Annotated in this window: 20 protein-coding genes and 1 tRNA gene; 12 read left to right on the top strand and 9 right to left on the bottom strand. The window is 62.5% G+C overall.

The window, feature by feature from the left end; genetic code table 11:
- Positions 1-106: 106 nt before the first annotated feature.
- From ACK4R0_RS00270 to ACK4R0_RS00260, 3 genes are read right to left on the bottom strand one after another with little or no spacing between them, the layout of a single operon-like run.
- Entirely contained in the window at positions 107-775 is a 669-nt protein-coding gene (locus ACK4R0_RS00270) for a Smr/MutS family protein (protein ID WP_409668515.1), read from the bottom strand.
- Between the two features lie 3 nt (positions 776-778).
- Positions 779-2,092 carry a murein transglycosylase A gene (locus ACK4R0_RS00265; protein ID WP_409668512.1) on the bottom strand — a complete coding sequence of 438 codons (1,314 nt, stop codon included), beginning with the start codon at positions 2,090-2,092 and terminating at the stop codon, positions 779-781.
- A 23-nt stretch (positions 2,093-2,115) separates the two neighbouring features.
- Positions 2,116-2,778: a Tim44/TimA family putative adaptor protein gene (locus ACK4R0_RS00260; protein WP_409668509.1), complete on the bottom strand. Its 663-nt coding sequence runs from the start codon at positions 2,776-2,778 to the stop codon at positions 2,116-2,118.
- Positions 2,779-2,992: 214 nt separating this feature from the next.
- On the opposite strand from ACK4R0_RS00260, the gene secB reads away from it, so the two are divergent.
- From secB to ACK4R0_RS00240, 4 genes are all read left to right on the top strand, one after another.
- Positions 2,993-3,499: a protein-export chaperone SecB gene (gene secB / locus ACK4R0_RS00255; RefSeq protein ID WP_409668507.1), complete on the top strand. Its 507-nt coding sequence runs from the start codon at positions 2,993-2,995 to the stop codon at positions 3,497-3,499.
- Positions 3,500-3,527: 28 nt separating this feature from the next.
- Positions 3,528-5,105, top strand: coding sequence for a murein biosynthesis integral membrane protein MurJ (murJ, locus tag ACK4R0_RS00250; protein ID WP_409668504.1), 1,578 nt, complete (start codon positions 3,528-3,530; stop codon positions 5,103-5,105).
- Positions 5,106-5,149: 44 nt separating this feature from the next.
- Positions 5,150-6,154, top strand: coding sequence for a tryptophan--tRNA ligase (gene trpS, locus ACK4R0_RS00245; RefSeq protein WP_409668501.1), 1,005 nt, complete (start codon positions 5,150-5,152; stop codon positions 6,152-6,154).
- Between the two features lie 169 nt (positions 6,155-6,323).
- Positions 6,324-7,013 (top strand): DUF4136 domain-containing protein, encoded by a 690-nt coding sequence (locus ACK4R0_RS00240; RefSeq protein ID WP_409668498.1) that lies wholly within the window; start codon positions 6,324-6,326, stop codon positions 7,011-7,013.
- Between the two features lie 158 nt (positions 7,014-7,171).
- Here ACK4R0_RS00240 and dut read toward each other — a convergent pair whose 3' ends face one another.
- The 5 genes from dut to ACK4R0_RS00215 all read right to left on the bottom strand — a co-directional run bounded on the left by dut (position 7,172) and on the right by ACK4R0_RS00215 (position 11,408).
- The gene (gene dut / locus ACK4R0_RS00235; RefSeq protein WP_409668496.1) at positions 7,172-7,636 is read right to left on the bottom strand and encodes a dUTP diphosphatase; all 465 of its coding nucleotides are present in this window, start codon (positions 7,634-7,636) and stop codon (positions 7,172-7,174) included.
- Positions 7,623-8,831 carry a bifunctional phosphopantothenoylcysteine decarboxylase/phosphopantothenate--cysteine ligase CoaBC gene (gene coaBC / locus ACK4R0_RS00230; protein WP_409668493.1) on the bottom strand — a complete coding sequence of 403 codons (1,209 nt, stop codon included), beginning with the start codon at positions 8,829-8,831 and terminating at the stop codon, positions 7,623-7,625. Before coaBC ends, dut begins: the two co-directional genes overlap by 14 nt.
- Before the next feature lie 33 nt (positions 8,832-8,864).
- The gene (locus ACK4R0_RS00225) at positions 8,865-9,188 is read right to left on the bottom strand and encodes a hypothetical protein (protein WP_409668490.1); all 324 of its coding nucleotides are present in this window, start codon (positions 9,186-9,188) and stop codon (positions 8,865-8,867) included.
- A 62-nt stretch (positions 9,189-9,250) separates the two neighbouring features.
- Positions 9,251-10,426, bottom strand: coding sequence for an aromatic amino acid transaminase (locus ACK4R0_RS00220; RefSeq protein WP_409668487.1), 1,176 nt, complete (start codon positions 10,424-10,426; stop codon positions 9,251-9,253).
- A 184-nt stretch (positions 10,427-10,610) separates the two neighbouring features.
- On the bottom strand, positions 10,611-11,408 hold the full coding sequence (locus tag ACK4R0_RS00215; protein WP_409668485.1) for a DUF1134 domain-containing protein: 798 nt from the start codon (positions 11,406-11,408) through the stop codon (positions 10,611-10,613).
- Between ACK4R0_RS00215 and ACK4R0_RS00210 the strand changes: the two genes are divergently transcribed.
- From ACK4R0_RS00210 to ACK4R0_RS00175, 8 genes are all read left to right on the top strand, one after another.
- Positions 11,356-11,601 carry a hypothetical protein gene (locus tag ACK4R0_RS00210; RefSeq protein ID WP_409670922.1) on the top strand — a complete coding sequence of 82 codons (246 nt, stop codon included), beginning with the start codon at positions 11,356-11,358 and terminating at the stop codon, positions 11,599-11,601. The two genes, ACK4R0_RS00215 and ACK4R0_RS00210, sit on opposite strands and share 53 nt — an antisense overlap.
- 89 nt (positions 11,602-11,690) lie before the next feature.
- Positions 11,691-11,783 (top strand) — tRNA-Ser (locus tag ACK4R0_RS00205).
- Between the two features lie 152 nt (positions 11,784-11,935).
- Entirely contained in the window at positions 11,936-13,174 is a 1,239-nt protein-coding gene (locus ACK4R0_RS00200) for a tyrosine-type recombinase/integrase (RefSeq protein ID WP_409668482.1), read from the top strand.
- Positions 13,175-13,433: 259 nt separating this feature from the next.
- Entirely contained in the window at positions 13,434-13,967 is a 534-nt protein-coding gene (locus ACK4R0_RS00195) for a hypothetical protein (protein WP_409668479.1), read from the top strand.
- A complete protein-coding gene (locus ACK4R0_RS00190) occupies positions 13,964-14,752 on the top strand; it encodes a hypothetical protein (RefSeq protein ID WP_409668476.1) in 789 nt (262 codons plus the stop codon). The genes ACK4R0_RS00195 and ACK4R0_RS00190 overlap by 4 nt, the downstream gene beginning before the upstream one ends.
- The gene (locus ACK4R0_RS00185) at positions 14,745-15,569 is read left to right on the top strand and encodes a hypothetical protein (RefSeq protein ID WP_409668473.1); all 825 of its coding nucleotides are present in this window, start codon (positions 14,745-14,747) and stop codon (positions 15,567-15,569) included. The genes ACK4R0_RS00190 and ACK4R0_RS00185 overlap by 8 nt, the downstream gene beginning before the upstream one ends.
- A gap of 435 nt (positions 15,570-16,004) precedes the next feature.
- Complete coding sequence (locus ACK4R0_RS00180; protein ID WP_409668470.1) at positions 16,005-17,327, top strand: AAA family ATPase; 1,323 nt, start codon at positions 16,005-16,007, stop codon at positions 17,325-17,327.
- Positions 17,328-17,329: 2 nt separating this feature from the next.
- Positions 17,330-18,142, top strand: coding sequence for a retron system putative HNH endonuclease (locus tag ACK4R0_RS00175; protein ID WP_409668467.1), 813 nt, complete (start codon positions 17,330-17,332; stop codon positions 18,140-18,142).
- Positions 18,143-18,351: 209 nt separating this feature from the next.
- Here the strand turns inward: ACK4R0_RS00175 and ACK4R0_RS00170 are convergent, their stop codons facing one another.
- Positions 18,352-22,071: an ATP-binding protein gene (locus tag ACK4R0_RS00170; RefSeq protein ID WP_409670826.1), complete on the bottom strand. Its 3,720-nt coding sequence runs from the start codon at positions 22,069-22,071 to the stop codon at positions 18,352-18,354.
- Between the last annotated feature and the right edge of the window lie 382 nt (positions 22,072-22,453).

Here is a 22,453-nt window from a genome sequence, read left to right as displayed (position 1 = left end):
CGCAACGTCCCTCGACTTCGCTCGGGACAAACGGGGGTGGTTAGTTCTTTACAACCTTGCCGCGATCCCGAGCGAAGTCGAGGGACGTCGCGCAAAGGCTAGCGGCTCAACCCCGCCGCCGCCGCAACACGATGTACAACGCCCCATCCCCGCCATGCCGGGGGTGAGCGTTGCGCACCGCAGCGATGTCGGCCGCATGGCGCGACGATTGCAGCCAGTCCGACACCGCCCCGCGGATCGCGCCGCGACCGCTGTTGGGCGTGCGCGCCTTGCCGGTGATCAGCAGCATCAGCCGCATATCCGCCGCCTTGGCCTGCCCCAGCGCCATATCGAGCCGCGCATAGGCGCTGACAAGCGTGTGCCCGTGCAGATCGATCGTAACGTCGGGCTGCACCCCGCCCTTGGCCAACCGCCGGTCCCAATGCCCATCGAGATTACCCGCGACCGAGGGCCGCGCGGCCTCGGTGAAGGTCCAGGATGGGGTGGGTTTGGCAGGATCTGAACGAAGAAAATCCTCCCCCTTGATGGGGGAGGAGCGAGACTTGGCCGCGTGCGGCCTAGTCGCAGCGGTGGGGGTGAGCGCGCCTCCAGCACCGGACCTGGCGGCGCGATCACCCCCACCAGCCCGATCAACAGGGTGGCCTCCCCCATCAAGGGGGAGGGCTTTTTTGGTTGAGAGCGGAGAGGATTGCACCTTGTCCTTGAACGGCTCGACGGTCGCGATCACCCGCTTCCACAGGGCCGCTTCCGCATCAGAAAGCGGCCGCCGGCTCATCGCTCAGCGCGCCTGCTGCGCCAGCCGGTCGTAGCTGCCGCGCGGCAACAGGATCAGCGCGAGCCCGCGCGCGGACATGCCGCCGGCGATGACCTTGGCCTGCTCGCCCGCACCCCAGAAAGTATCGAAACGGTTGGCCCCCTTGATCGCGCCGCCGGTATCCTGCGCCACCCACAGCCCGTTGGGCTCGGCGCGGTCCATCGAGAGGAACACGGGCGCACCCAAAGGCACGAATTTGGGATCCGCAGCGACGCTGCTGCCTGCCTCGACCTGATAGCCCAATGCGCCCAATGGGCCGGGGCCGGTCAGCTCGCGGAAGAAGACGAAGCTCTTGTTCTCGCGCATGATCGCGCGGCCTTCCTCGGGATTGGCGCGCAGATAGGCGACGATGCCCTGCATGCTCGCCTGGCCCGACGCGAGCAGGCCGCGGTCGCGCATCAGTGCGCCGATGCCGGTATAATCGCGCCCGTTCTGGCTGGCATAGCCGATCCGCACCACCGATCCATCGGGCGCGCGCAACCGGCCCGAACCCTGCACCTGCAGGAAGAAGAAGTCGATCGCGTCTGCGGCCCAGGCGATCACCGGCGCGCGGCCACCCAGCGATCCCTGCTCGATCTGGGTGCGGTCGTCATAGGGCACGAGATCGGTGCCCTTGAGCTTGCCGCGCACGCGCTTGCCCGCCCATTCGGGAGAGAATTGCGACAGGTCGACATCGATCAGGTCAGCCGGGCGGCCATAGACGGGAACGTCGAAGCCCGGTGCGCGGGTGCGTGATCCCGCGATCTCGGGCTCGAAATAGCCGGTGGCAAAGCCTGCGCCCTCGCCCACCTGCACCGCTTCGAGCTGCTCGGCAAAGAAGCGCGCAGCATCGTTGTCGGGCCATCCGGCAGCGGCGGCACAGGGTGCGCGCCAGTCTTCAGGACGGGTCAGGCCGCTGGCGTCGGTGCGCTTGGTGACCGCAGGGCAGGTCAGCCGGAAGGCGACCAGCGCCGAGCGGGCGTCGTCGGGCGCGATCGGCAGGCTGGAGATGCTCGGCCCCCGGCGCAGCATCTGTCCGGCGGCCGTGGTGATATCGGTGCTGGCGGTGATCGCAGCGCCCGCCATCGCCGGCAGCGGCGTCGCGCGCGGAATGGCGTAACCGGATGCCGGGCCCGTCGGCGCAGCCGGTGGGATCTGCCGTGCCGCACCTGCTACCGGTTGTGCAGTTTCATAAGGCAGCCGCGCAGGCGGCGGTGCGGAACTGGTTTCACCTGAAGGAACGACACCTGCACAGGCGGTCAGCGCCAACGGCAGCAGTCCGACTGCCAGACGGCGCATGACGATCCCCCGGTCGGACCACATCAGGCCTGATCGGTTTCGACCAGAATCCAGTTGGGATCGTTGCTGCGCAGATCGCGGGCGAAGGTCCACAGGTCGTGGGTTTCTACCGCATCGGTCAGCGAGCCGGCGACCAGCTCGCCATCGGGTCCGCGAACCACCGCGGCGATATCCGCATCGAAACGCACCGTGATGCGCGCGGTCGGCGCGTCGTATTCGGCATCGATGATTCGCGCCTCGTCGATCCGGACCAGCCGGTTTTCCAGCGTTTCGCCGCGCGCAGTGCGCTGGTCGATCGAGCTGGAGAAGCTTTCGAACACTTCGTCGTCGCACAGATTGCGCAGGTCTTCGCGGTTGCCCGCCCAGAAGGCTTCGAGGATCATGCCATAAGCCGCCTTGGCGCCATCGCGGAAACGGGCGACATCGAAAATCCGGTCGGCAGCGAGCATCTGGCGGATGCCGGGTTCGGCTGCGATGTCGAACACGGTCGAGGTGCCGGGGGTCAACGCAACCGGCTTGTCGTCGAGCTGCGGGCGCTCGATCGAGGTCGGGCGTTTGGCGACCGGCGTATCCATGCCGCGGGTCAGCGGTTCCTGTTCGTGCCCGGTGCGTTTGCCCAGGACCGAGTAGAGCCGAAGCCCCAGAAACGCTGCAACCATGGCCAAGATGATGATTTCTACCGTCACAATTCTTCCCGTATGCCCGCCCGCTAAAACAACTGTGCTGCAAAAAGGTCAGCGCGAATGCTCAACATAGGGCATGTCGGCCAATATGCAAATTGCTTTGGCCGACAAAAACTTGCATCGCACTGTCGTTTGGCGCCCTTGCACCGCGTGGTAAGCACGATTAGAGCGCCGCGCATGACGCGCTGGCTGCGCAAATCATTGAAAGGGATTATCCATGGCCGAAGACGGCACCGTGAGCTCATCAAATCCAATGCTGAATGGCGCGTCCGGGCCGCAGGCGGGCCTGATCTCGCAATATGTCAAGGACCTGTCGGTCGAGAACCCCAATGCGCCCGACAGCTTCCAGTGGCCGGGCCAGCTGGCGTTCGACGTCCAGTTCCGCGCCGAATCGCGCCAGCTCAACGAAGAAGTGCATGAGATGATCTGCACCTACACCATCGCCGCCAAGGCCGAGCAGGGCACCGCCTATCTGGTGGAACTGGCCTATGGCGCGTTGGTCGGCATCCGCAGCATGGACGAAGAGCAGGTCCGCCGCTTCCTGTTCGCCGACACGCCGCGCATGGTGTTCCCCACCATCCGCCTGATCCTGGGCAACGTCATCCGCGACGCGGGCTTCCCGCCGCTGGTGCTCGAGCCGATCGATTTTGCCGCGCTTTACGAACAGCAGAGCCAGGATCCCAATTTCGGCGCCCCGATGCCGCCGGCAGAAGGCAGCGCCTGAGCCTGAAACGCGATAGGGCGCTATCGGCATGAACCTGCTCCGCGCCGTGTCCACCATCGGCGGGCTGACGTTGGTCAGCCGGGTGCTGGGCATGGTGCGCGACATGCTGATGGCGCGCTATGTCGGCGCCGGCATGGCCGCCGATGCCTTCCTGATCGCGTGGCGGCTGCCCAATTTGTTTCGCGCGCTGTTTGCCGAAGGCGCGTTCGCCGCAGTCTTCGTGCCGATGTTCAACCGCAGGCTGGCAGAGGCCGACAAGGACGCGCCCGGCACCGGAATGGACGCCGCGCGCGTGTTTGCGGGCCAGGTGCTGTCGGTGCTGGTGCCGTTCCTGATCGTGTTCACGGCGATCATGATGCTGGCCGCCGGCCCGGTCGTCTATGCGATGACCGGCGGCTTTCCCGATGGGGGACCTGAGAAATTCGCGCTCGCCCGGCACCTGACGATCATCACCTTCCCCTATCTCGGGCTGATTTCGCTGGTCTCGCTGCTCGGCGGCATCCTCAATTCGATCAACCGTTTCTGGGTCAACGCCGCAGCGCCGATTTTGCTCAACATCTGCATGATCGCAGCCTTGCTGCTGTTTCGCGGCCAGAATGAGGCCGATACCGCCATCACCCAGGCAATCGCGGTGACGGTCGCGGGCGTGCTGCAACTGGCGTGGCTGATCCTTGCCTGCCGCGCCAACGGCATCGTCCTAAAGCTTTCGCGCCCGCGGCTCTCGCCCGACGTCAAGGCAATGCTGGTGCTGATCGCGCCTGCCGCGATCGGCCAGGGCGCGATCCAGTTCAACCTGCTGATCTCGACCTCGCTCGCCGCGCGCTACCTCAGCGAAGGCGCGGTTTCGTGGATCTATTACGCCGACCGGTTGAACCAGCTGCCTTTGGGGCTGATCGGGATCGGTGTCGGCACCGCGATCCTGCCGATGCTCTCTCGCCAGATCGGCAGCGGCGACCCCAAGGCTGCCAACAACACCCAGAACCGCGCGCTCGAACTCGCGCTGTTTCTGGCGCTGCCCGCCGCGGTGGCGCTGGTGGTCGCCGCCGTGCCGATCATCCACGGCGTGTTCCAGTACGGCGCGTTCACCGCCGCCGACACGGTCGCGACCGCACGCGTGCTCGCCGCGTTCTCGTGCGGGGTGCCGGCTTACGTGCTGATCAAGGTGCTGACCCCGGGCTTCTACGCGCGCGCCGATACCAAGACCCCGGTGCGGCTGGCACTGGTCGCGATGCTGGTGAACCTGATCGGCAACCTCATCCTGATCTGGCCTTTGGGGCATGTCGGCGTCGGCGTGGCGACCGCGATCTCTGCCTGGGTCAATGTCGGCTTGCTGTTCGGGGTGCTGTACAAGCGCGGCCATATCCAGCCTGATGCGCGGTTGATCGCCAAATTGTGGCGGATTCTGGTGGCAGCAGTAGTGATGGGCGTGGCGTTGTGGCTGGGCTCGCGGCTCGCCGACAGCTTCATGGACGGCAGGCTGATCGAACGGATCGCGACACTTGCGGTCTTGTGCGGCGGCGGGGCGGCGTTGTATGGGCTCGCAGCGCTGGCGCTGGGCACCTACCGGCTCGGCGACATCAAGGCGATGCTGCGCCGCAAGGCGTGAGGCAGCGCCACCACCTCCCGCATTCAGCGAAAGAGAACAACATCATGCGCGTCCTTTCCGGCATCCAGCCGACCGGCAATCTGCATCTGGGCAACTATCTGGGCGCGATCCGCAACTGGGTGAAGATGCAGGACGAGATGGACGCGACAAGCGCCTGCTTCTTCTTCCTTGCCGACCTGCACTCGATCACCGTGACCGAAGAGCGCGAAACCCGCATCCGCAACGTACGCGAGATGGCGGCGGCGCTGATCGCCTGCGGCATCGACGCAGACCGCAGCGTGCTGTTCAACCAGGCGCGCGTGCCCGCGCATGCCGAAATGGCCTGGTTGCTCAACGGCACTGCCCGCATCGGCTGGCTCAACCGGATGACCCAGTTCAAGGACAAGGCGGGCAAAAACCGCGAAGGCGCGAGCATCGGGCTGTTCGTCTATCCGGTACTGCAGGCTGCAGACATCCTGCTCTATCAGGCGACGCACGTTCCGGTGGGCGAGGACCAGAAGCAGCATCTGGAGCTGACCCGCGATATCGCCACCAAGTTCAACACCGATTTCGGGGTCGAGCTGTTCACTTTGCCCGATCCGTACATCCCCAAGGAATCGGCGCGGATCATGTCCTTGCGTGATGGCACCGCCAAGATGTCCAAGTCCGACCCCTCGGAAATGAGCCGGATCAGCCTGACCGACGACGACGATGCGATCGCGCAGAAGATCCGCAAGGCCAAGACCGACCCCGAGCCGCTGCCCGAGCTGGCATCGGCGCTCGAAGGCCGCCCCGAGGCGCTCAACCTCGTCGGCATCTATGCGACGCTGACCGAAACGACCCCCGATGCGGTGTGCGCACAGTTCGCAGGCCAGGGCTTCGGCGCGTTCAAGCCTGCGCTCGCCGAGGTGCTGATCGAGACGCTGCGCCCGATCCGCGAGCGCTTCGTCGCGCTCAAGGACGACGACACCGCGCTCGATGCAATTCTGGTCAAGGGCGCGGAAAAGGCCCGCGCCGTGGCGCAGCCGACGCTTGATGCTGCCTATGACGCGCTGGGGCTGATGCGCTGATCGGGTTTCCCGTATTGATCGCCTGGCGGCATCTCTGAATGGCACGACGGCGGAAAAATCTGAGTCCGATTGTCGCAATTGCGTTCAAACGGGGTTCATTCGCGATCGACTAGTCCTATATCCATATTCGGGCCGCGCAGGGTTGCAGGTCCGTGATGGAGAGACACTGATGACTGTTCGCAGCCGCTTTTCACGCCGTGCTGCCTTGATTGCGGTGCCCGCGCTGGCGCTCGCGCTTTCGGCATGTGCCACGCCTTTCAAGGCGGACGTCGCCCGTTTCCAGGCGTTGCCCGCTCCGCAAGGACAAAGCTTCGTGGTCACCGCTTCCGATCCGCGCCTTCAGGGCGGGCTCGAGTTCGGCCAATATGCCGGGCTCGTCACGCAGCGGATGGCGCAGCTCGGTTATGTTCCCGCCAACGATCCCGCGCGCGCCGACATGGTGGTGAGCTTTGCCTACACCGTGGACAACGGTCGCGAAAAGATCGTGTCGGATAATTTCGGCGGTGGATTTGGCGGCGGGTTCGGTCCGTGGGGCCGCGGCGGCTTCTATGGTCGCCGTCCATTCGGCTGGGGGTTCAACGATCCGTTCATCTTCGGCAATGGCTGGAACAACGACGTTCGCAGCTACACGGTCTATACCAGCGAGATCGATCTGAAGATCGACCGTACCGCCGACAACAGCCGCCTGTTTGAAGGCCGCGCGGAAGCGCAGTCGCGCAGCAAGAACCTGCAATATCTGGTTCCCAATCTGGTCGAGGCGATCTTCACCGATTTCCCGGGCCGTTCGGGTGAAGCCGTCCAGATCTCCATCGCTCCGGAAGGCGAAAAGACGGTTAGGCCGGTTCGCCAGCGGCGGTAAATAACACTGAGGCCCTTTCCCCTCCCGCTTGCGGGAGGGGCAGGTCCGGCTTGCCGGACCGGGGTGGGCCTGAACAGGAGCGGTCGTAACGCTCGCCTGCGGCTTCGCGCCCACCCCGGCCTGCAGCCACCCCTCCCGCAAACGGTAGGGGAGAGATATCACACCCCCGTCGAGCCGAAGCCCCCTGCCCCGCGCGCGGTGGCATCGAGATCGTCGACCTCTTCGAATGCCGCGCGCTGCACCGGCGCTGCCACCAGTTGCGCGATCCGGTCGCCGCGGCGGATCGGGAAGGGCGCATCGCCATGGTTGATCAGGATCACCTTAAGCTCACCGCGATAATCGCTGTCGATCGTGCCCGGCGTATTGGGCACGGTGATGCCATGCTTGAGCGCAAGGCCAGAGCGCGGGCGTACCTGCACCTCATAGCCATCGGGAATCGCGATGGCAAAACCGGTGGCGACCGCGTGCCGCTGCCCCGGCATCAGGTCGAGCTCTTCGGCTGACACCACGTCCATCCCCGCCGCGCCGTCGGTCGCATAGGCCGGCGGCGGCAGGCCAGCACCATTGTCGAGCCGCTTGAGCCGGATCGTGATTGGCGGCAGCGGGTGATCAGCGGACGGCATCGGCGATTTTCTCCATGAGTTTGCGCGCGACCTGATCCTTGGGCAGGTTGGCCCAGCTTTCGACGCCGTCGCCGGTGACGATGTGCACCGCGTTGTCGCTGCCACCCATAACGTCACCCGAGACGTCATTGGCGACGATCCAATCGCAGCCCTTGCGCGCCAGCTTGGCCTGGGCGTGCGCGACGACATTTTCGGTCTCGGCGGCAAAGCCGATCAACAGTGCAGGTCGCCGGTCATCGCGCGCCAGCCCGGCGAGAATATCCGGATTCTCCGCCAGCTGTAGCGTCGGCAACGAGCCGCCGGTCTTCTTGATCTTCTGATCCGCCATGTCCGCCGTCCGCCAGTCCGCCACCGCTGCGACCATTATCGCAACATCGGCAGGCAGCGCAGCCTCTACCGCTGCCGCCATCTCGCGCGCGGTCTCGACGTCGATCCGGGTCACGCCCGGCGGCGTTGGCAGGCTCACCGGCCCCGCGATCAAATGGACATCGGCGCCCATTTGCGCTGCCGCTGAGGCGATCGCGAAACCCTGCTTACCGCTCGACCGGTTGGCGATGTAACGCACCGGATCGATCGGCTCGTGCGTCGGGCCTGCAGTGATCAGCACGCGCTTGCCGCGAAGAACCTGCGGCCACCCCTCCCGCCAGCGGGAGGGGAGATTGAGAGCGCGCTCGATCTCACCCATGATCGCCACTGGCTCGGGCAGCCGGCCCGGACCATACTCGCCACACGCCATCGCGCCATCGTCGGGATCGATCACCGTCACCCCGTCGCCGCGAAGCTGGGCGACATTGCGCTGCGTTGCGGCGTGCTGCCACATCCGCACGTTCATCGCGGGCACGGCGAGCACCGGGGTATCGGTCGCGAGCAGCACCGTGGTCGCCAGGCTGTCGGAAATGCCCGCCGCCATCTTGGCGAGCAGGTCGGCGGTCGCCGGGCAGACCACGATCAGGTCGGCCTCGCGGCTGAGCTGGATGTGCCCCATCTCGGTCTCGTTCTTGAGGTCCCACAACGTCGTGAACACCTCGTTCTCGCTCAAGGCGGCCAGCGTCATCGGGGTGATGAACTGCGCGCCACCATCGGTCAGCACGCAGCGCACGGTCATGCCTGCCTTGCGGATCAGCCGGATCAGCTCGCACGCCTTATAGGCCGCGATGCCGCCGCCGACGATCAGCAGGATATGGGGTGTTTTCATGGCCAGCAGCGGTAAATGCTGCGCGCGGATCGGTCAACGATACTGCCAGCTGTCGAGCAGCCGCCCGGACCCATGCGCCAAGCTTTTGCCATGGTCGCTGGCTGGCCGGGTCTCGCCACAGCGGTACAGCGGCCCGGCCACGACCCGCCGCCGGGCCAGCGCCGTGATCACGATGGCATAGACCAGACCGCACAACGCCATGCCGATCGCCTGGCCGGACAATCGGTCCAGAGCCACCGTGGCGTGTGGGAGAAACCCGACGACATCGATCAGCCCGATGACATGCCCGGCAGCCACCGCCACCAGCACTGCGATCACATGGTCGCGTATCTTCAGAAGGCTTGCATGATGGATCATGCGACCTGCCTACACCACGCAAATCCGGCGCAGTGTGCGGAAGATCGCAGCAATCCAGATAATCAGGCGGTGACCGCGCGCAGCCCCTCGATGAAGTGCGGAATGTTGGCGTCGGTGAACCCGGCGATGTTGATCCGGCCCGATCCCGCCATGTACACGCCCCAATCGGCGCGCAGCGCGGCGATCTGTTCCGGGCCCAGCTGCAACACCGAGAACAGGCCGTTCTGCTGGCCGACCGCGGCAAGATTGACCGATCCGATCGCCTGATGTGCCGCCAGCGCATCGCGCACGCCGCGCATCCGCGCCCGCATCGATTCAAGCTCGTTCAGCCAGATCTTGGTCAGGCCTTCGTCTTCCAGCACGATCCGCACCGATGCCGCGCCATGATCGGGCGGCATCGACCAGTTGGCGCGCGCCAGCGCGGCCAGGTTGGACTGGATCGCAGCCTGCTGCGCGGGGCTTTCGCTCATCACATACAGCGCGCCGACACGCTCGCGATACAGGCCGAAGTTCTTGTCGCAGCTATACGCGATCAACGCTTCGGGCACCTTCGAGAGCACCGCGCGCAGGCCATAGCCATCGGCTTCGAAGCCATGGCCCAGGCCATGATAGGCCAGGTCGATCAGCGGGGCCAGCCGCTTGGCTGCCACGGTCTCGGCGATCTCGTCCCACTGGGTTTCGCTGTAGTCCGCGCCGGTGGGGTTGTGGCAGCAGCCGTGCAGCAGCACCGCATCGCCCGCTTCGGCTTTGTCGAGCGCCGTCTCGAGCGCATTGAAATCGAGCCGCTGGGTCGCGACGTCGAGATGCCGGAAGGTCTCGCAGGCCAGGCCCACCGCGTTCAGGATCTGCACATGGTTGGGCCAGCTTGGCGTCCCCATCCAGATGCGCTTGACCCCTGCCTTGAGCAGCAGGTCCGCCGCCAGCCGCACCGCACCGGTGCCGCCGGGGGTCTGCAGACCGTCGATGCGCCCGGCAGGATCGAAATCGCCCAGCATCCACGGCATGATCGCGCGGACAAAGCCCATGTCGCCTTCGGGGCCCAGATAGCTCTTGCTGTTCTGGTCCGCGAGCAGGCGCGCCTCTGCCGCCTTGATCGCCGCGAAAACCGGCGTTGCGCCATCGGCAGTGCGATAGACGCCGACGCCAAGGTCGATCTTCTCGGCCCTTTCGTCTGCGGCATAAAGCTTGATGAGCGCGAGCAGCGCGTCGGCCGGTTGCGCGTTCAGGTGTTCAAGCACGGATCGATCCCCCAAATATCTGCAAGAATGTTGCCGGAACCACGGGCACCGGCGTCAGGAAAATGCGCGTGTCTCCATGCCGACAGGGGCGCTGCGGGGCAAGGCAAAAAGGCCGGCTGCCACGTTATGATGGCAGCCGGCCCTTCTTTGCCCTTGTTGGCAGTGCGACCCTGCGGGCTAAACCTTAGAACGGCACGAAATTGCGCTTGCGGGTGAACTTCATGTAACCGGCGTTGATCCCCAGCCTGAGGCCCAGACCCATGCGCACCGGGATCAATACGACATCGCCGCGGCGCAGATAGCTGGTGTGGAACCCGCCGACGAGATATGCCGCGCCCTCGCCCGCGCCGAAGCGCTTGTAGAGATCCTCGCTGTCATACAGGTTGTAGACCAGCACGAAGGTGTTGCCGGCATTGGCTCCGGCATCGAAGCCGACCGACGGGCCCGTCCAGTAGACCGGCCGCTCGCCCTCCACCTTGTGGTGCAGCGTGCCCGATCCGTAGCGCAAGCCCACGACGAACGCGCCTGACGCTTCGCGACCGACGATATAGCCGTTGGGTTCGCCCTGTTTGCGCAGGATATCCTCGATCAGCCCGGCCAGCCCTTCGGCGCCCTTGCCGAACACGCCTTCGGCCGCGCCGATCAGGTCGTCCTGCTGATAGCCGTTGGCAGGTTCGCCGCGCGCGTTCGCGAAGCCCGGCTGCTGTGCCGGCGCGGGCGGAGGCGGCAGCGTCGTCGCGGTCACCGGCGCATTGTCGAAGCCCGAATCGGGGGTGCCGTAATCATAGCCCTGATCGAGCGGCGCATCGCTTGCGGGCGGGCGCTGGCTGGTCGTGCTGCGCGGGGCAAGGTCGGCATCGATCGCGTCATTCGGGTCGATCGACGTCATCTGCGCATATGCCGGCGCTGCGACGGACCCGCCCAGCGACATGGCCACCATCCCGGCCGCAGCCAGAATGTGCTTAAAAAGCCCCGATCGCATAACTTCCCTCCCGCAGATGCACTTAACCACAGCACTTCCGCATTTGTGGGACGTGCACAATGAACCGGCGATGACCCGAGTCGATGGCACGGTGACTCGAGTCGGGCTCGGCCAGAAACGCCGCATTCGGCAGATTTCGGCCCGAACCGCCGAAGCTATCGGTGATTTTCATGCGATCAACTTATCCGGTTGATCCCCGCACATGCCCCCGCTATAGCGCGCTCTGGCCAACCAACCGGCCCCCTGGCAGGGGGCTTGCTCGCAATACCAAGCGTGCCATGCGGAGACGTGGGTGAGTGGCTGAAACCAACGGTTTGCTAAACCGTCGTGGGGGGATTACTCCCACCGAGGGTTCGAATCCCTCCGTCTCCGCCAGAGCCTGATCTTCAGCGCCTCACAACACACCACCATGAACGCAAATTTCCCCGGATTTACGGGTGTTTCGGCCAATTCCTAGTTCATAGTGGTTCGCGTTAGATCGCGGTGTTGCGCGGCCTATTTTATGACCAGTTTTATGACTTGAGGGCATGGCCGATTGGTGCGATGATCGGGCGAAGGATGCCGCCATGCACTTGCGCAACAAGCTCAACGTCAAAAGAATCGCAGCCCTCACGACCCCCAACGTCTACTCGGACGGTGGAGGGCTTTATCTGCGTGTGCGCAAGAGCGGCACCAAGTCCTGGCTTTACATCGGCATGCTCAACGGCAAGCGCCGAGAGATCGGCTTGGGATCGGTGCTGAACGTATCCCTCGCCGACGCGCGGAAGGAGGCCACGGAGCTGAGAACCGCTCAGCTTGCCGGCATTGATCCGGCTGAAGCGCGCAAGCAGGTCCATGCCGTAGCTCAGCGAATTCCGACCTTCGGCGAGATGGCCACTGATTTGATCGACGGCATTGAGGGCGGGTTCAGCAACGAGAAGCATCGCAAGCAGTGGCGCTCGACCATTACGACCTATGCAGCGCCGATCATCGACAAGCCGATCGACCAGGTGACAGCTACTGACATAGTGGCGCTGCTGCAGCCGATCTGGCTCGACAAGGCGGAAACCGCATCGCGCGTGCGTCAGCGGATCGAGCGGATTTTAGACGGCGCGGCGGTCAAGGGCCACCGCACTGGCGACAACCCAGCCCGGCTCAAAGGCAACCTGGAATTCCTGCTCCCGCGCAAGACCAAGGGCGAAGTTGGCCATCATGAGGCTATGCCCTTCGCACAGGTTGCCGATTTCATGGTCAAACTTCGTAAACGACCAGCGGTGACAGCCAGTGCGCTTGAGTTTGCGATCTTAACCGCAGCCCGCACGGGTGAAGTGATCGGCATGCGCTGGGATGAAGTCGATCTGGAGCAGGCAACATGGACGGTGCCAGCTGAACGCATGAAGGCGAAGCGCGCACACACTGTCCCACTGTCAGATGCGGCGCTCGCTATTCTGAGAGCTCTGAGGCCAGCAGAACCCGAACCGCGCGATCTTGTGTTCGAAGCACCCAAGGGAGGAATGCTCTCGAACATGGCAATGTTGGCGCTGCTCAAGCGGATGGAAGTCAAGGTAACCGTCCACGGCTTCCGTTCGACGTTCCGCGATTGGGCAGGCGACCTGACGAATTATGCCCAGCAGGACATTGAGATGGCGCTGGCGCACACCATTCAGTCAAAGACTGAAAGGGCATATCGTCGCGGGGATGCACTTCAAAAGCGCCGCGAGATGATGCAGGCTTGGGCCGAGTTTTGCAAAAATGCAAAGGTCGAACTCCTACCACGATCCAAGTGAGTGTTCGTTTCGCGCTCTCGGATCGGTCGTTCGAGCCGGTGTTTGCCGCTCGCCAAAGCCCGCCGTCGGTCAATCTCCTCAGCCGTGCAAGCTGGCGGCCCGGCTTTGGGACTTTGTTGTCATTCCGGCGCGGTGCCGCAAGCGGAAGGATCTTGAACAATTTGTGCCGCCAACATAGCAAGTAGATGCGTCGATGACAGGTGGCGTGTCCGCTAGCATGATTTATACCGGCGGATCATCTTGCTAAGGACCTGAAGCGATGGCGACACTCGACTCGCGCGTGCTCGAATTGATCGAGACGTTGGTGGCGACACGGCTGGATTGGCTGGCCTTCGAGCTGATCGAGGGCATCCGGCTTGGCCGAACAGCTGAGGAATCGGAGGAGGCGCTCGCAGCCGCCCGGAAGTCGATCCGCAGCGATGCCCAACCCAAGGCTCGCGGCGAGCCGCAGGTGTTGCTTACGAAGCCCGAGCCGATACCGGCGGGCGAGCAGGTGGAATGGGCGGCCGCCTACGTCGCGGAGCGGCTCGAGAGCGCGCTGAAGCAGTTGCAGGTATCGGTTGACGCACTCGACCTCATTGTCGAGTCTACTAACGAGCCGGAGCGTCCCCAAGACTTGGCGCAAGCTGCATCCGCCAAAACCGAGCAGGGTACGGTATTGGTCCTTCTTGATGTCGAAGGCGACCGGAAGAGCAGTCGCAAGGATGTCGCTGATGCCCGCGATGATTTCCCCGCCTTGCGGGCGGCGTTGGCGGAGTGGACCGCGCCGGCGGGCGGTCAGGAGCCGATATGATCCCTGCCGTCCAAACCGCGCTCGACACGATTGTAGGCCGGGTCACCACCCTCGAACACGCCTCCGGCGCCGGGCGAATCTTCGAGCTGTTCGTGATGACCAGCATCGCGCGCGGCTTGCTCGACGCCGGCTTCAGCGTGTGGCTCCAGCGATCGGATGGGACGATCATCCGTTCCGGCGATGCCGACCGGCGTTTCATCCAGCGCGGCGGCGCGCCGACCGGCGTTCCTGCGAGTTCGGCGGGTCCTGGCAATGCCAGCGTGATCGGCTTTGGCTGGGGCCGGCACAGGAAATGGGAGATGTGGAACGGCATCCAGTTTGCTGGCCGCAGCGCGGCGACGCATGAGATAGACATCTCGATCGTGCCCGACAGTGTCGGGACCGAAATTCGCAAGGCGGGCGGAATTCCAGTGGGGCGCCCGCGCGTGGCGATCGAATGCAAGGATGTCGGCACAGCTGGCAGCCTCGACGAGATGCGCGCCTTCATCGCTCGGCTTTACGATGTCACGCTGCTCCACGCACATCATCGCCACATGCACTTTCCCGACGCGCGAGCGCTGCATCCCGGCAGTCCGAACGAGCCGAAACACCGGGCCATTGTGACCTATTGGCAGGAAAACCGGCGTACCAAAAACATTATCGCACGCCGCACCGGGTTCACCGGGGGGACCGCGCCGCTCGGCGACTATCATCGGATCGAGCCGCACCGCGACATCACCGTCGGGAGCAGCACGGTTGATGATCTGGTGTGGTCGGTGGTCAATTGGGCTCGCCGCAATGCCTAAGCCGGACAAGTTTACGCTCAAGCAGTCCGAAGACGCGATCCGGCTTTACACCGCCTATCGGCACGAACTTGACCATAGCGCGATCGGCGGGCGCTTCATGCCTTACCACTGGTGGAAGTTACCCGACCCGCTCGGCGGCATCTGGATGGCCTATTCCAGCATGTTGTCCGACTATGCCTCGGAGCTGGCGAACATCATCAACGACTTGACCCATGATGTCCATCGGCTGCGCGCATGGGCGCGTGTCACAGCCGCACTCTCCGACCAAGAGAAGCTGGCTGTCTCGCATGAGTTCATTGATACGCTGGGGACGGTGGCACTCGGGCGTCCCTATGCGATCAAGTCGCGCTTCGCCTACGCGGCTGGCCATCTTTGCCACCAGGCCAATATGGCGAAGGATATTCAAGGTTGGCGAGATGAATTCCCGACCGAACGCGCGCTCTATCTGAATCATATCGACCCTATCTGCAGGCGGTGGCGACGTTTTCGGTCGTTCAAGCGACGTGTCGAGCCCATCGCTGGCACGGCGTTCAAGGAGGCCACCGAGGACTTCCGCAACGCGTATAATCATCGGTTCTCGGCGCGCTTTCTAATCGGGATGAGCGAGTTGGTCACACGCATCGTTCGCGCGGACGGGCGCATCTGCTACGGCATCGGTGGCAGCGAACCGCTCAATCTCGATCAAGTCGCAGACTTGCTCGCCGTTGAGCGTGACCTTTGTTATAGTGCCTTTGAGGCGTTCCAGTCGCTTGTCGAGGAGCATACCGGGACGATCACGTCGTTTGAGTCTGAGCGCGACAGGCAAGGTCCGCAATAAGCAACTCGCAGCTCAATAAACCCGTCGGTCCCGCTCGCGCCCGGCCTCAACCGACAGCTGAGACGACTAGAACGGCTTGCCTATCGTCCAATCTAACCGGCCTGATCGTCAGCTTCCGTCGATACCGGACGCTCGCGGAAGATGGAATGAGCGACTAGCTTTGGATCGACTGCCACCAACTGCAAATGCCAGATAGTGGGACATGCGTGCCTTTACCAAGCGGTGCATTGAACGTCAGATCACGCCGACAGCTGACGTTTACGGTTCGACCAGAACACGTCGTCTAACGAGCGAGGCTGGCCGATCCTGTTCATTTAAAGGCTAGGCCGCGATGGCACGGCGAAGGGGTTGGCTTGCGGTTAACCGTCGCAATTGGCCCGCAAAGCGCCGGACAAACGATCTTCCGTTGACTGAGCAATCTGCTAATCAGCGCTCATGGACACCATCAACGACATGCTGAGGCTGAAAGGCGTTCGGATAAAGAATTTCCGAGCCATACGTGACGCCAATATCCCTCTTGACCCTCAGCTGACTGTTCTGATCGGCGACAATGCCACTGGCAAGACCGCCATACTGGAGGCAATTGTTACCGCATTGCGGCCGCTCTTGCGTGAAATCTATAGCACAGTGCGGCGCGAGCCTGAGATCGTCGTATCGGATTTCTCAGTCGAAACGCGTGGCGATCTACTCGGTGAACCCTATCGTGCCCAGTTTCTCTCGATCGAGCTCGATGCGCGGGTAGGCGAGATCGGTGCCGAATATCGCTTGGACGAACAATATGTTGACCGCCCCAAGGTTAGGGTGGACCGCAACCGTGCGCCCATCCGGTATTTGACCGACCTGCTAGAAGGCGACTCGACAGCCCCAATCCTCGCTTTCTATCGCGATGACCGAGGGCATCTTGCGAATGAGCGCTCAAGGCTGCACCACCGTCCCAGCGCTGACCGCCGCTCCGCCTATCAGGCTGCCTTCGGCGGGCGACTCATCTTCGAGGATGCCATCAGTTGGTTTGAAGACGCTGAGAATGCGGAATTGCGTGAGCAGCGTGAGCGCGGCCCAGCTTATCGCGATACGCGGCTTGATGCAGTTCGTCGCGCAGTAGAGGCATTGATTCCTGAAGTCTCAAACCTAAGGATGCTTGGTCGCCCACCACAATTGACGATGACGATGCGCAACGAGGGACAGGCAGCTGTGCTTGTTACCGCCGATCAGCTGAGTAGCGGGTTCCGCGTTATGCTCGCACTCGTCATGGACCTTGCGCGACGCATGGCCGATCTTAACCCGCATCTGCACGACCCACTCGCGAGCCCAGGTATCGTGCTGATCGACGAGGTCGATCTGCATCTTCATCCGCGCTGGCAACAGCTTGTCGTCAAGGGCTTGCTGGCAGCATTCCCCAATGTGCAGTTTGTAATGACCACGCACAGTCCGCAGGTGCTTACCACCTTGCGAGAGCACAACATCCTGCGGCTTCAATGGTTGGACGATAAACTCACGCTCGTACCGGTGCCATCGACAGAAGGTGCCGAAAGCGGTCGCATGCTTACATCCGCTATGGGCGTTTCGGAGCGCCCGCCGGCAGATGTCTCGCAGTTTGTCGCAGATCTCGAACGATATCTCGCGTGGTTAAAGAAAGACGAAGCAGACACCCCAGCCGCCAAGAAAGTCTTCGAGCGAATGCAGGCAACGTCTCCCGATGATCCGATCTTAGCTACGCTCAATCTTGAGAAGCGCCGCCGGGCAGCCCGAAAAAGCTGACGATGAAGTTCTGCGCAACTCTCCCCGCAGACCCGCCAGGTCTGGCAGATTTTCGCGCCGCCAATCCGCAAGAGTCGAACTGGGCGATTTTCCGCAATAACCACCGTGCCGCTTATCAGGAGTTGGCTGACACACTGGAGCTTAGTCAAAGAGGTCTGTGTGCTTTTTGCGAAACCCTTTTGATCACCAACATTCCTACACCCGCGCGTCAGATCGAGCATTGGCGTCCCAAGAGCAATGGCGGTAATCCAATTCACGGCGTGACCTTCGATATCGCCAATTTGCACGCATGCTGCCTGGGAGGTTCGAAACCGCATCTAGCTCCGCCTTATGGACCGCTCGGGCTGGGGACAGCCGATCATTTGAGTTGTGGGCAAAAAAAAGGCGAGGAGGATCCCGATGCGATCGCGATTGCCGAAAGGCCCTATCGGCCAACTGAACTTCCCCTTTCCCCTCATGCGTTCAAAGTGGACATCGACGGCACATTGCAGGTCAATACTGACTCAGTGGCAGCAGGACTTTCAGTTGTACGCCTTCAGGCCACGATCAATTTTCTCGGCCTGAACTGCGAGCGATTGAAGGTCGCTCGCGAGCAGGTCCGCTCGTATCTAGACAGGCAGCTGGCAGATTATGAAGCTGAAGAAACAGATCCCGATCCGGTGAATGCCATGCGCAATGCGCTGACTCGCCTTGCAACGGATCTGCGCGTGAGCCCGGGCGCGCGCCTGCCTGCCTTTGTCTCCGTCTTGCGAGATTTCTTTGGTCCAGCGCATGAGGAGGCGTTTCTGACTGATCTGTGCTGGGCCGTGGAGTGAAGATCAACTAGGGAAGGTTTATCAACTTCTGCCGGACTAACGGCGAAAAATCGGGACATTGTTCCCGAAGCCCATCCTTCGTCGCGGCTACCCGATTTTCGCCCGGTTGGGTCAGTCAGCCCAAGAATGAGTAAGACCGACGGTTAACTGCCAAGCAGTTCTCAACTGAACAGCCAGAAGGGCCAGTCATTTCTTCGGCTCGTGGCAATCTATGTGGCGTAGACAACGCCTAGTACAAGGCGAGCATTGATCATCACAGGAAGGTCTGGTGCCCCTTCAATTCGCTCGGTGGCGAGGACGACTGAGGCTCCGAGCCCACCGATCGTTTCGAACTGCCGGAGGTACGGCAAACTCCTCGACAGCGGCGCGCCGATTCGCTTCAGGATGCTGTCACCGTCTTCCAGAGTGACAGCGACCATCTCGCCTTCCATGGAATACAGCTGATCCGGTGTCAGAACGGCTCCACCGAGGATGATCTGCCCCGGCATAACCCGGGGGACAGCGCTTTCCTCACGGACACGATATGCGACCTCGACTCGCCCAAGGGCAGGATGTCCTTCGAGCAGAACTGCCTCTTCCCGCCCAGCCGGCGGAGGAACCTGGACGAACAGAGCTCCAACGACACGATGTAAGTCAAGTTCATGATTTTCGAAGGCCAGCGTTGGCCGACCGCCACGAGGGTCGGTTGCTTCAGCGGCCAATGAGTATCCCTCGCCGTTGCGCGGACGCAGCAGCCTGCGAGCGAAAGCTTGCGTCCCCCGGCGGCCAATAACCAGCTCATGATCGGCCGGTGAAGAAGGCGTTACCTCAACAATCGCGATGGATCCGGCTGGGATTGTGAAGCCCATGGTGTCCCTGCGAACGTAAAACAGCGACTTGTCATTAAACCACTCGCTGGAGAGCATCTCCAAGCTACCGTCTTGGCTGCCACCGCTCGGCATGTTCCGGCTAAACGCAGCAATGTCCTGAACGATCGGGACGTTGAACGCTGGTGCGGTAACGACAGTCAGAGGTACGACATTGTCCGGGATAGCCTCCTGAAGGGGCTCCCGCCAACGATAGCGCCGGAATTCCTCGTGGACGCGTTCAACTGCCGAACGCAACCGCTTCAAGTCCGCATCAACGTTCTGCACGTCGATGTAGCTCAAAGCGTTGGCATGGCGGTGATGCGCTTGGTTGAGCACTCGTCGCGGCTCAGCGCCATCGGCCAATGCAGGATCATCGCAGAAGCGCGCGAGTACCGGGCTTCTGAAGAGTTCGTTGCTTCGAGCGGTGACCAATGAACGGAGCCGGTCCACTATTGGCATCAACGTCGACGCGTCTGTGGGCGCCGAAAACGCGGGATAAGCTGGGTCGTCAAACAAGTCCCCGAGGCGCGCCTCCAAGAAGATGCGAGCCTGATTCGCATAATCCTGCGCATGAGCTGCCGAATCGTGGTTGGAGACGAACTCGTTCCGCTTCCGATCCAAGTCCTCGATAGCCAGAGAAGTTTCGAGGGTGTTACGAGATGCATGCACTGGATGGACGGCACGGTGCTCAACACGATTGCTGCCCCGTGCCTCAGCGACGAGGATACGCCCAAAGCTGCGGTCATAGGTGGTCGCCAGAACCTGGGCTCCACCAGCCGCCAGTTGGTCCAGGGCACGCGCTAGACGAGCGCGATTATCATAGTCGAGGAGATCTTGGGGATCATCCAAAATCATCAGCGAGAGGCCGCCATTCGTCCGGAGGACATGTTCTCGAAACGCGAGATAGAAGCCCATGAGTGACGCTCTCAGAGCCGAAGCGTTCGATACATGTTGGGCAGGTGCATGAACGCCATCGCGTCCCACCTGGATTGCAATTACTCCTTGGGGTGTCATGCCGGTTCGATGCGGTTTGGGCGATAGGGTTGTCGCGTTCTGGTAAATCGCGTTTCGCCAAAATTCCGCTCGATCATGCAAGCGGGCCTGCAGGCCTTCGACCTGCGCCGTGGCAAGAACGCCCACGGGAATAATTTCATCCAAAGCCGCTGCGGCCGTCCCGCAATCTTCGATTGCTTTCAGCTTGCGCTTATGGGAGGCCTGAGCAGTGTTCATTCGCTTCGATAATTCGATGGCCGCATTGATGGGCGCAACGCCCTTCACGATTGCATCGAGACGTAACAGCAGCGCTCGGAGGCCAGTCGCCTGACCGTCGCCGCCATCGGCTTTGCCGCGGACTTCCTCAAGCGCCGCAACAAGTTCTGCGCGGTGGGCCGTCATCCAGTCGACAAATGCCAAAGCTCGGACAAGACGGTTCAACGTCTTGCTCAACTTAGCCGCGTGGGCGCCAACTCGGCTCGGCAGAACTCGCTGCGCCGGCTCTGTGAACGAAGGTAGGTCGGCCATCGCACTGTCCGTTAGCGCTTCAACGTTGGAACGCAGCGAACGAAGGACGCCTGCAAAGCCGTCCGTGCTGAAGAGATCGTCCAGCAACGCGGTTCGCAAGATTGCACCGGGAGATTCGGGCAGCTCCTTCTGCAAATCGCGCCGAAGCGTATCGGGCAGATCGCGGGCCAGTTTTCCGGTCCAGGCCTCGGCCCATTGCACGACCGTCTTGGAGAGGATTTCGCTGTCCTCAGCAACCTGACGAAGATGATCGGCAACAAGCCCACCAGTCTCGGCGTCGACGACGCCCGAGAGGGAATGATGGCAGACCGCACAATGATCATCATGGGGCTTCCCATGCTCGCGCATCCAGTCAGACACGCGTGCGTAGAGCTGGGTCCGGCGCTCCAGCACCGGGTTCGCTGAGAGCTCTTCAAGGGTAGCCGCCTCCTCGAACAAACGATCGATGAGGGCATCCACCTCTTGGCGAGCGTCGGTCTCCAGCTTGAGAGCCACTAGCCTTTCCATTGATGGGAGCTGCGACAACCGGCGCACTTGCTCTAGCGCAGGTCCGATGCATTGCTCCAAGCTCTGCCGCTGCGATTCCTCTGAGGCGTCAAAAGTATCGCCAAGAACGTCCCGGGCATGGGCGAGACCGCTGGCTTTCAGATCCTCGAAATGCTGTCCTAGCGCGATGAACGCAGCCGGCTCATCCGTGATCGCCGGGAGAGCGGCGGCAGGCGCCATTTCCGAGAATTCGACAATCCGCTGTTCAAGATCGCTGCGATGCTGCCGATAGTCCGATTCGATCCGTTCGAGCTCGGTGTTGCGCTCCTTGGTAATCTCGCCCGCGATCTTTGTTCTCGCACGCCCAGCGTGCTTTGCCAGGGCGACAAGTTCTGAAAGGCCTGTCAGCTTGGCTACCGCGAGCCCCAACTCCGAGGGGTTTCCCACCTGAAGATAGGGCAGCAGCCCTGGCATGATGGTCCCGAGATTGAACGCGATCGGATCGAGGCCAAGATCCGCCGCACTGGGCCCGACCTCTTCCAGCTTACCGTTTGTCTTTCGTGACTGCGTTCGACGGATCGGCGGAAGTCGGGTCCCGTCTTCAAGTTCGAAGGTCAGCTCAACCCAAGTATCCGCTGGTACGGTTTTAGCTGATGCCGCAGGCGTCCAGTGCTGGGCGCTTGGCAGGGGAGTTACCGCGCTGATCTTGTGCTGCGACGCCTCCTCATAAGGCCCACGATCGATCTCGCAGTCGAATTCGGCTTCGCCGCTTTCGGGCAAGCGCTGAGGCCTGAGCAGCTTGCCGGTGAGGCACCAGATCACCGAATTCATCAAGCTTGTCTTACCCGACCCGTTCCATCCTTCAAACACCGTGATGGGGCTGTTCGGTTCGAAAACGAAATCCGTGCTCGGTTCGTCTGCGGACCCGTAGGCATGAAGCCCCGCGAACCTATGTGCGACGACCTTTGCCAGCCTAAGAACTCGGCGCTCCCGATCTGCGGAGGCGGAAGGAGGCGGCACTTGGGTTGGGGTAGCGTTGATGCTGGCTATGATCGCTTCGCAATCAGGCGTCATAACATTGCCGGCCCACTTGGAGCGGGCGCCGCGATACCAGGACAACACGCCTCGGGCAGCATTGCTATCTAGCACGAGCCGGTGGCCCTCATCCGTAGCGATCGGACGTCCGGAAATTAGCTCAGCAAGAAGCAGGTCAGTAGTGAGCAAGTGAAGTGCGACTACTGGCGTTACACCCGACGAATCAGTATTCGAATCAGTCAATAGCGCGACCCCCAATTCTGGAGCTATTATACCCCCCGATTAAGCTGCCGTCATCTGCGAATTCAATCGGACGTCGCCATAAGCCGTTGTTGCCAGCGATTGCCATCCCCTTCTAGCGCTTCAGATCACCGTTATGTGGCGGCAGATGCAAGCCCAAGGGATGGTGCCGAGCGTACAA

It is taken from the genome of Blastomonas sp., assembly GCF_046294995.1.
Taxonomy (GTDB): domain Bacteria; phylum Pseudomonadota; class Alphaproteobacteria; order Sphingomonadales; family Sphingomonadaceae; genus Blastomonas.
This window is presented reverse-complemented; position numbering and strand designations above follow the sequence as displayed.

What these genes read in the sequence shown, in the direction of transcription:
- ACK4R0_RS00185 (WP_409668473.1), top strand. Translation starts at nt 14,745, where the DNA reads ATGCCTAAGCCGGACAAGTTTACGCTCAAGCAGTCCGAAGACGCGATC.
- dut (WP_409668496.1), bottom strand. Translation starts at nt 7,636, where the DNA reads ATGCCGTCCGCTGATCACCCGCTGCCGCCAATCACGATCCGGCTCAAG.
- ACK4R0_RS00195 (WP_409668479.1), top strand. Translation starts at nt 13,434, where the DNA reads ATGGCGACACTCGACTCGCGCGTGCTCGAATTGATCGAGACGTTGGTG.
- ACK4R0_RS00210 (WP_409670922.1), top strand. Translation starts at nt 11,356, where the DNA reads ATGGCCACCATCCCGGCCGCAGCCAGAATGTGCTTAAAAAGCCCCGAT.
- ACK4R0_RS00180 (WP_409668470.1), top strand. Translation starts at nt 16,005, where the DNA reads ATGGACACCATCAACGACATGCTGAGGCTGAAAGGCGTTCGGATAAAG.
- ACK4R0_RS00270 (WP_409668515.1), bottom strand. Translation starts at nt 775, where the DNA reads ATGAGCCGGCGGCCGCTTTCTGATGCGGAAGCGGCCCTGTGGAAGCGG.
- ACK4R0_RS00265 (WP_409668512.1), bottom strand. Translation starts at nt 2,092, where the DNA reads ATGCGCCGTCTGGCAGTCGGACTGCTGCCGTTGGCGCTGACCGCCTGT.
- ACK4R0_RS00200 (WP_409668482.1), top strand. Translation starts at nt 11,936, where the DNA reads ATGGCCGATTGGTGCGATGATCGGGCGAAGGATGCCGCCATGCACTTG.
- trpS (WP_409668501.1), top strand. Translation starts at nt 5,150, where the DNA reads ATGCGCGTCCTTTCCGGCATCCAGCCGACCGGCAATCTGCATCTGGGC.
- ACK4R0_RS00170 (WP_409670826.1), bottom strand. Translation starts at nt 22,071, where the DNA reads ATGACGCCTGATTGCGAAGCGATCATAGCCAGCATCAACGCTACCCCA.
- coaBC (WP_409668493.1), bottom strand. Translation starts at nt 8,831, where the DNA reads ATGAAAACACCCCATATCCTGCTGATCGTCGGCGGCGGCATCGCGGCC.
- ACK4R0_RS00240 (WP_409668498.1), top strand. Translation starts at nt 6,324, where the DNA reads ATGACTGTTCGCAGCCGCTTTTCACGCCGTGCTGCCTTGATTGCGGTG.
- ACK4R0_RS00175 (WP_409668467.1), top strand. Translation starts at nt 17,330, where the DNA reads ATGAAGTTCTGCGCAACTCTCCCCGCAGACCCGCCAGGTCTGGCAGAT.
- ACK4R0_RS00215 (WP_409668485.1), bottom strand. Translation starts at nt 11,408, where the DNA reads ATGCGATCGGGGCTTTTTAAGCACATTCTGGCTGCGGCCGGGATGGTG.
- ACK4R0_RS00225 (WP_409668490.1), bottom strand. Translation starts at nt 9,188, where the DNA reads ATGATCCATCATGCAAGCCTTCTGAAGATACGCGACCATGTGATCGCA.
- murJ (WP_409668504.1), top strand. Translation starts at nt 3,528, where the DNA reads ATGAACCTGCTCCGCGCCGTGTCCACCATCGGCGGGCTGACGTTGGTC.
- secB (WP_409668507.1), top strand. Translation starts at nt 2,993, where the DNA reads ATGGCCGAAGACGGCACCGTGAGCTCATCAAATCCAATGCTGAATGGC.
- ACK4R0_RS00190 (WP_409668476.1), top strand. Translation starts at nt 13,964, where the DNA reads ATGATCCCTGCCGTCCAAACCGCGCTCGACACGATTGTAGGCCGGGTC.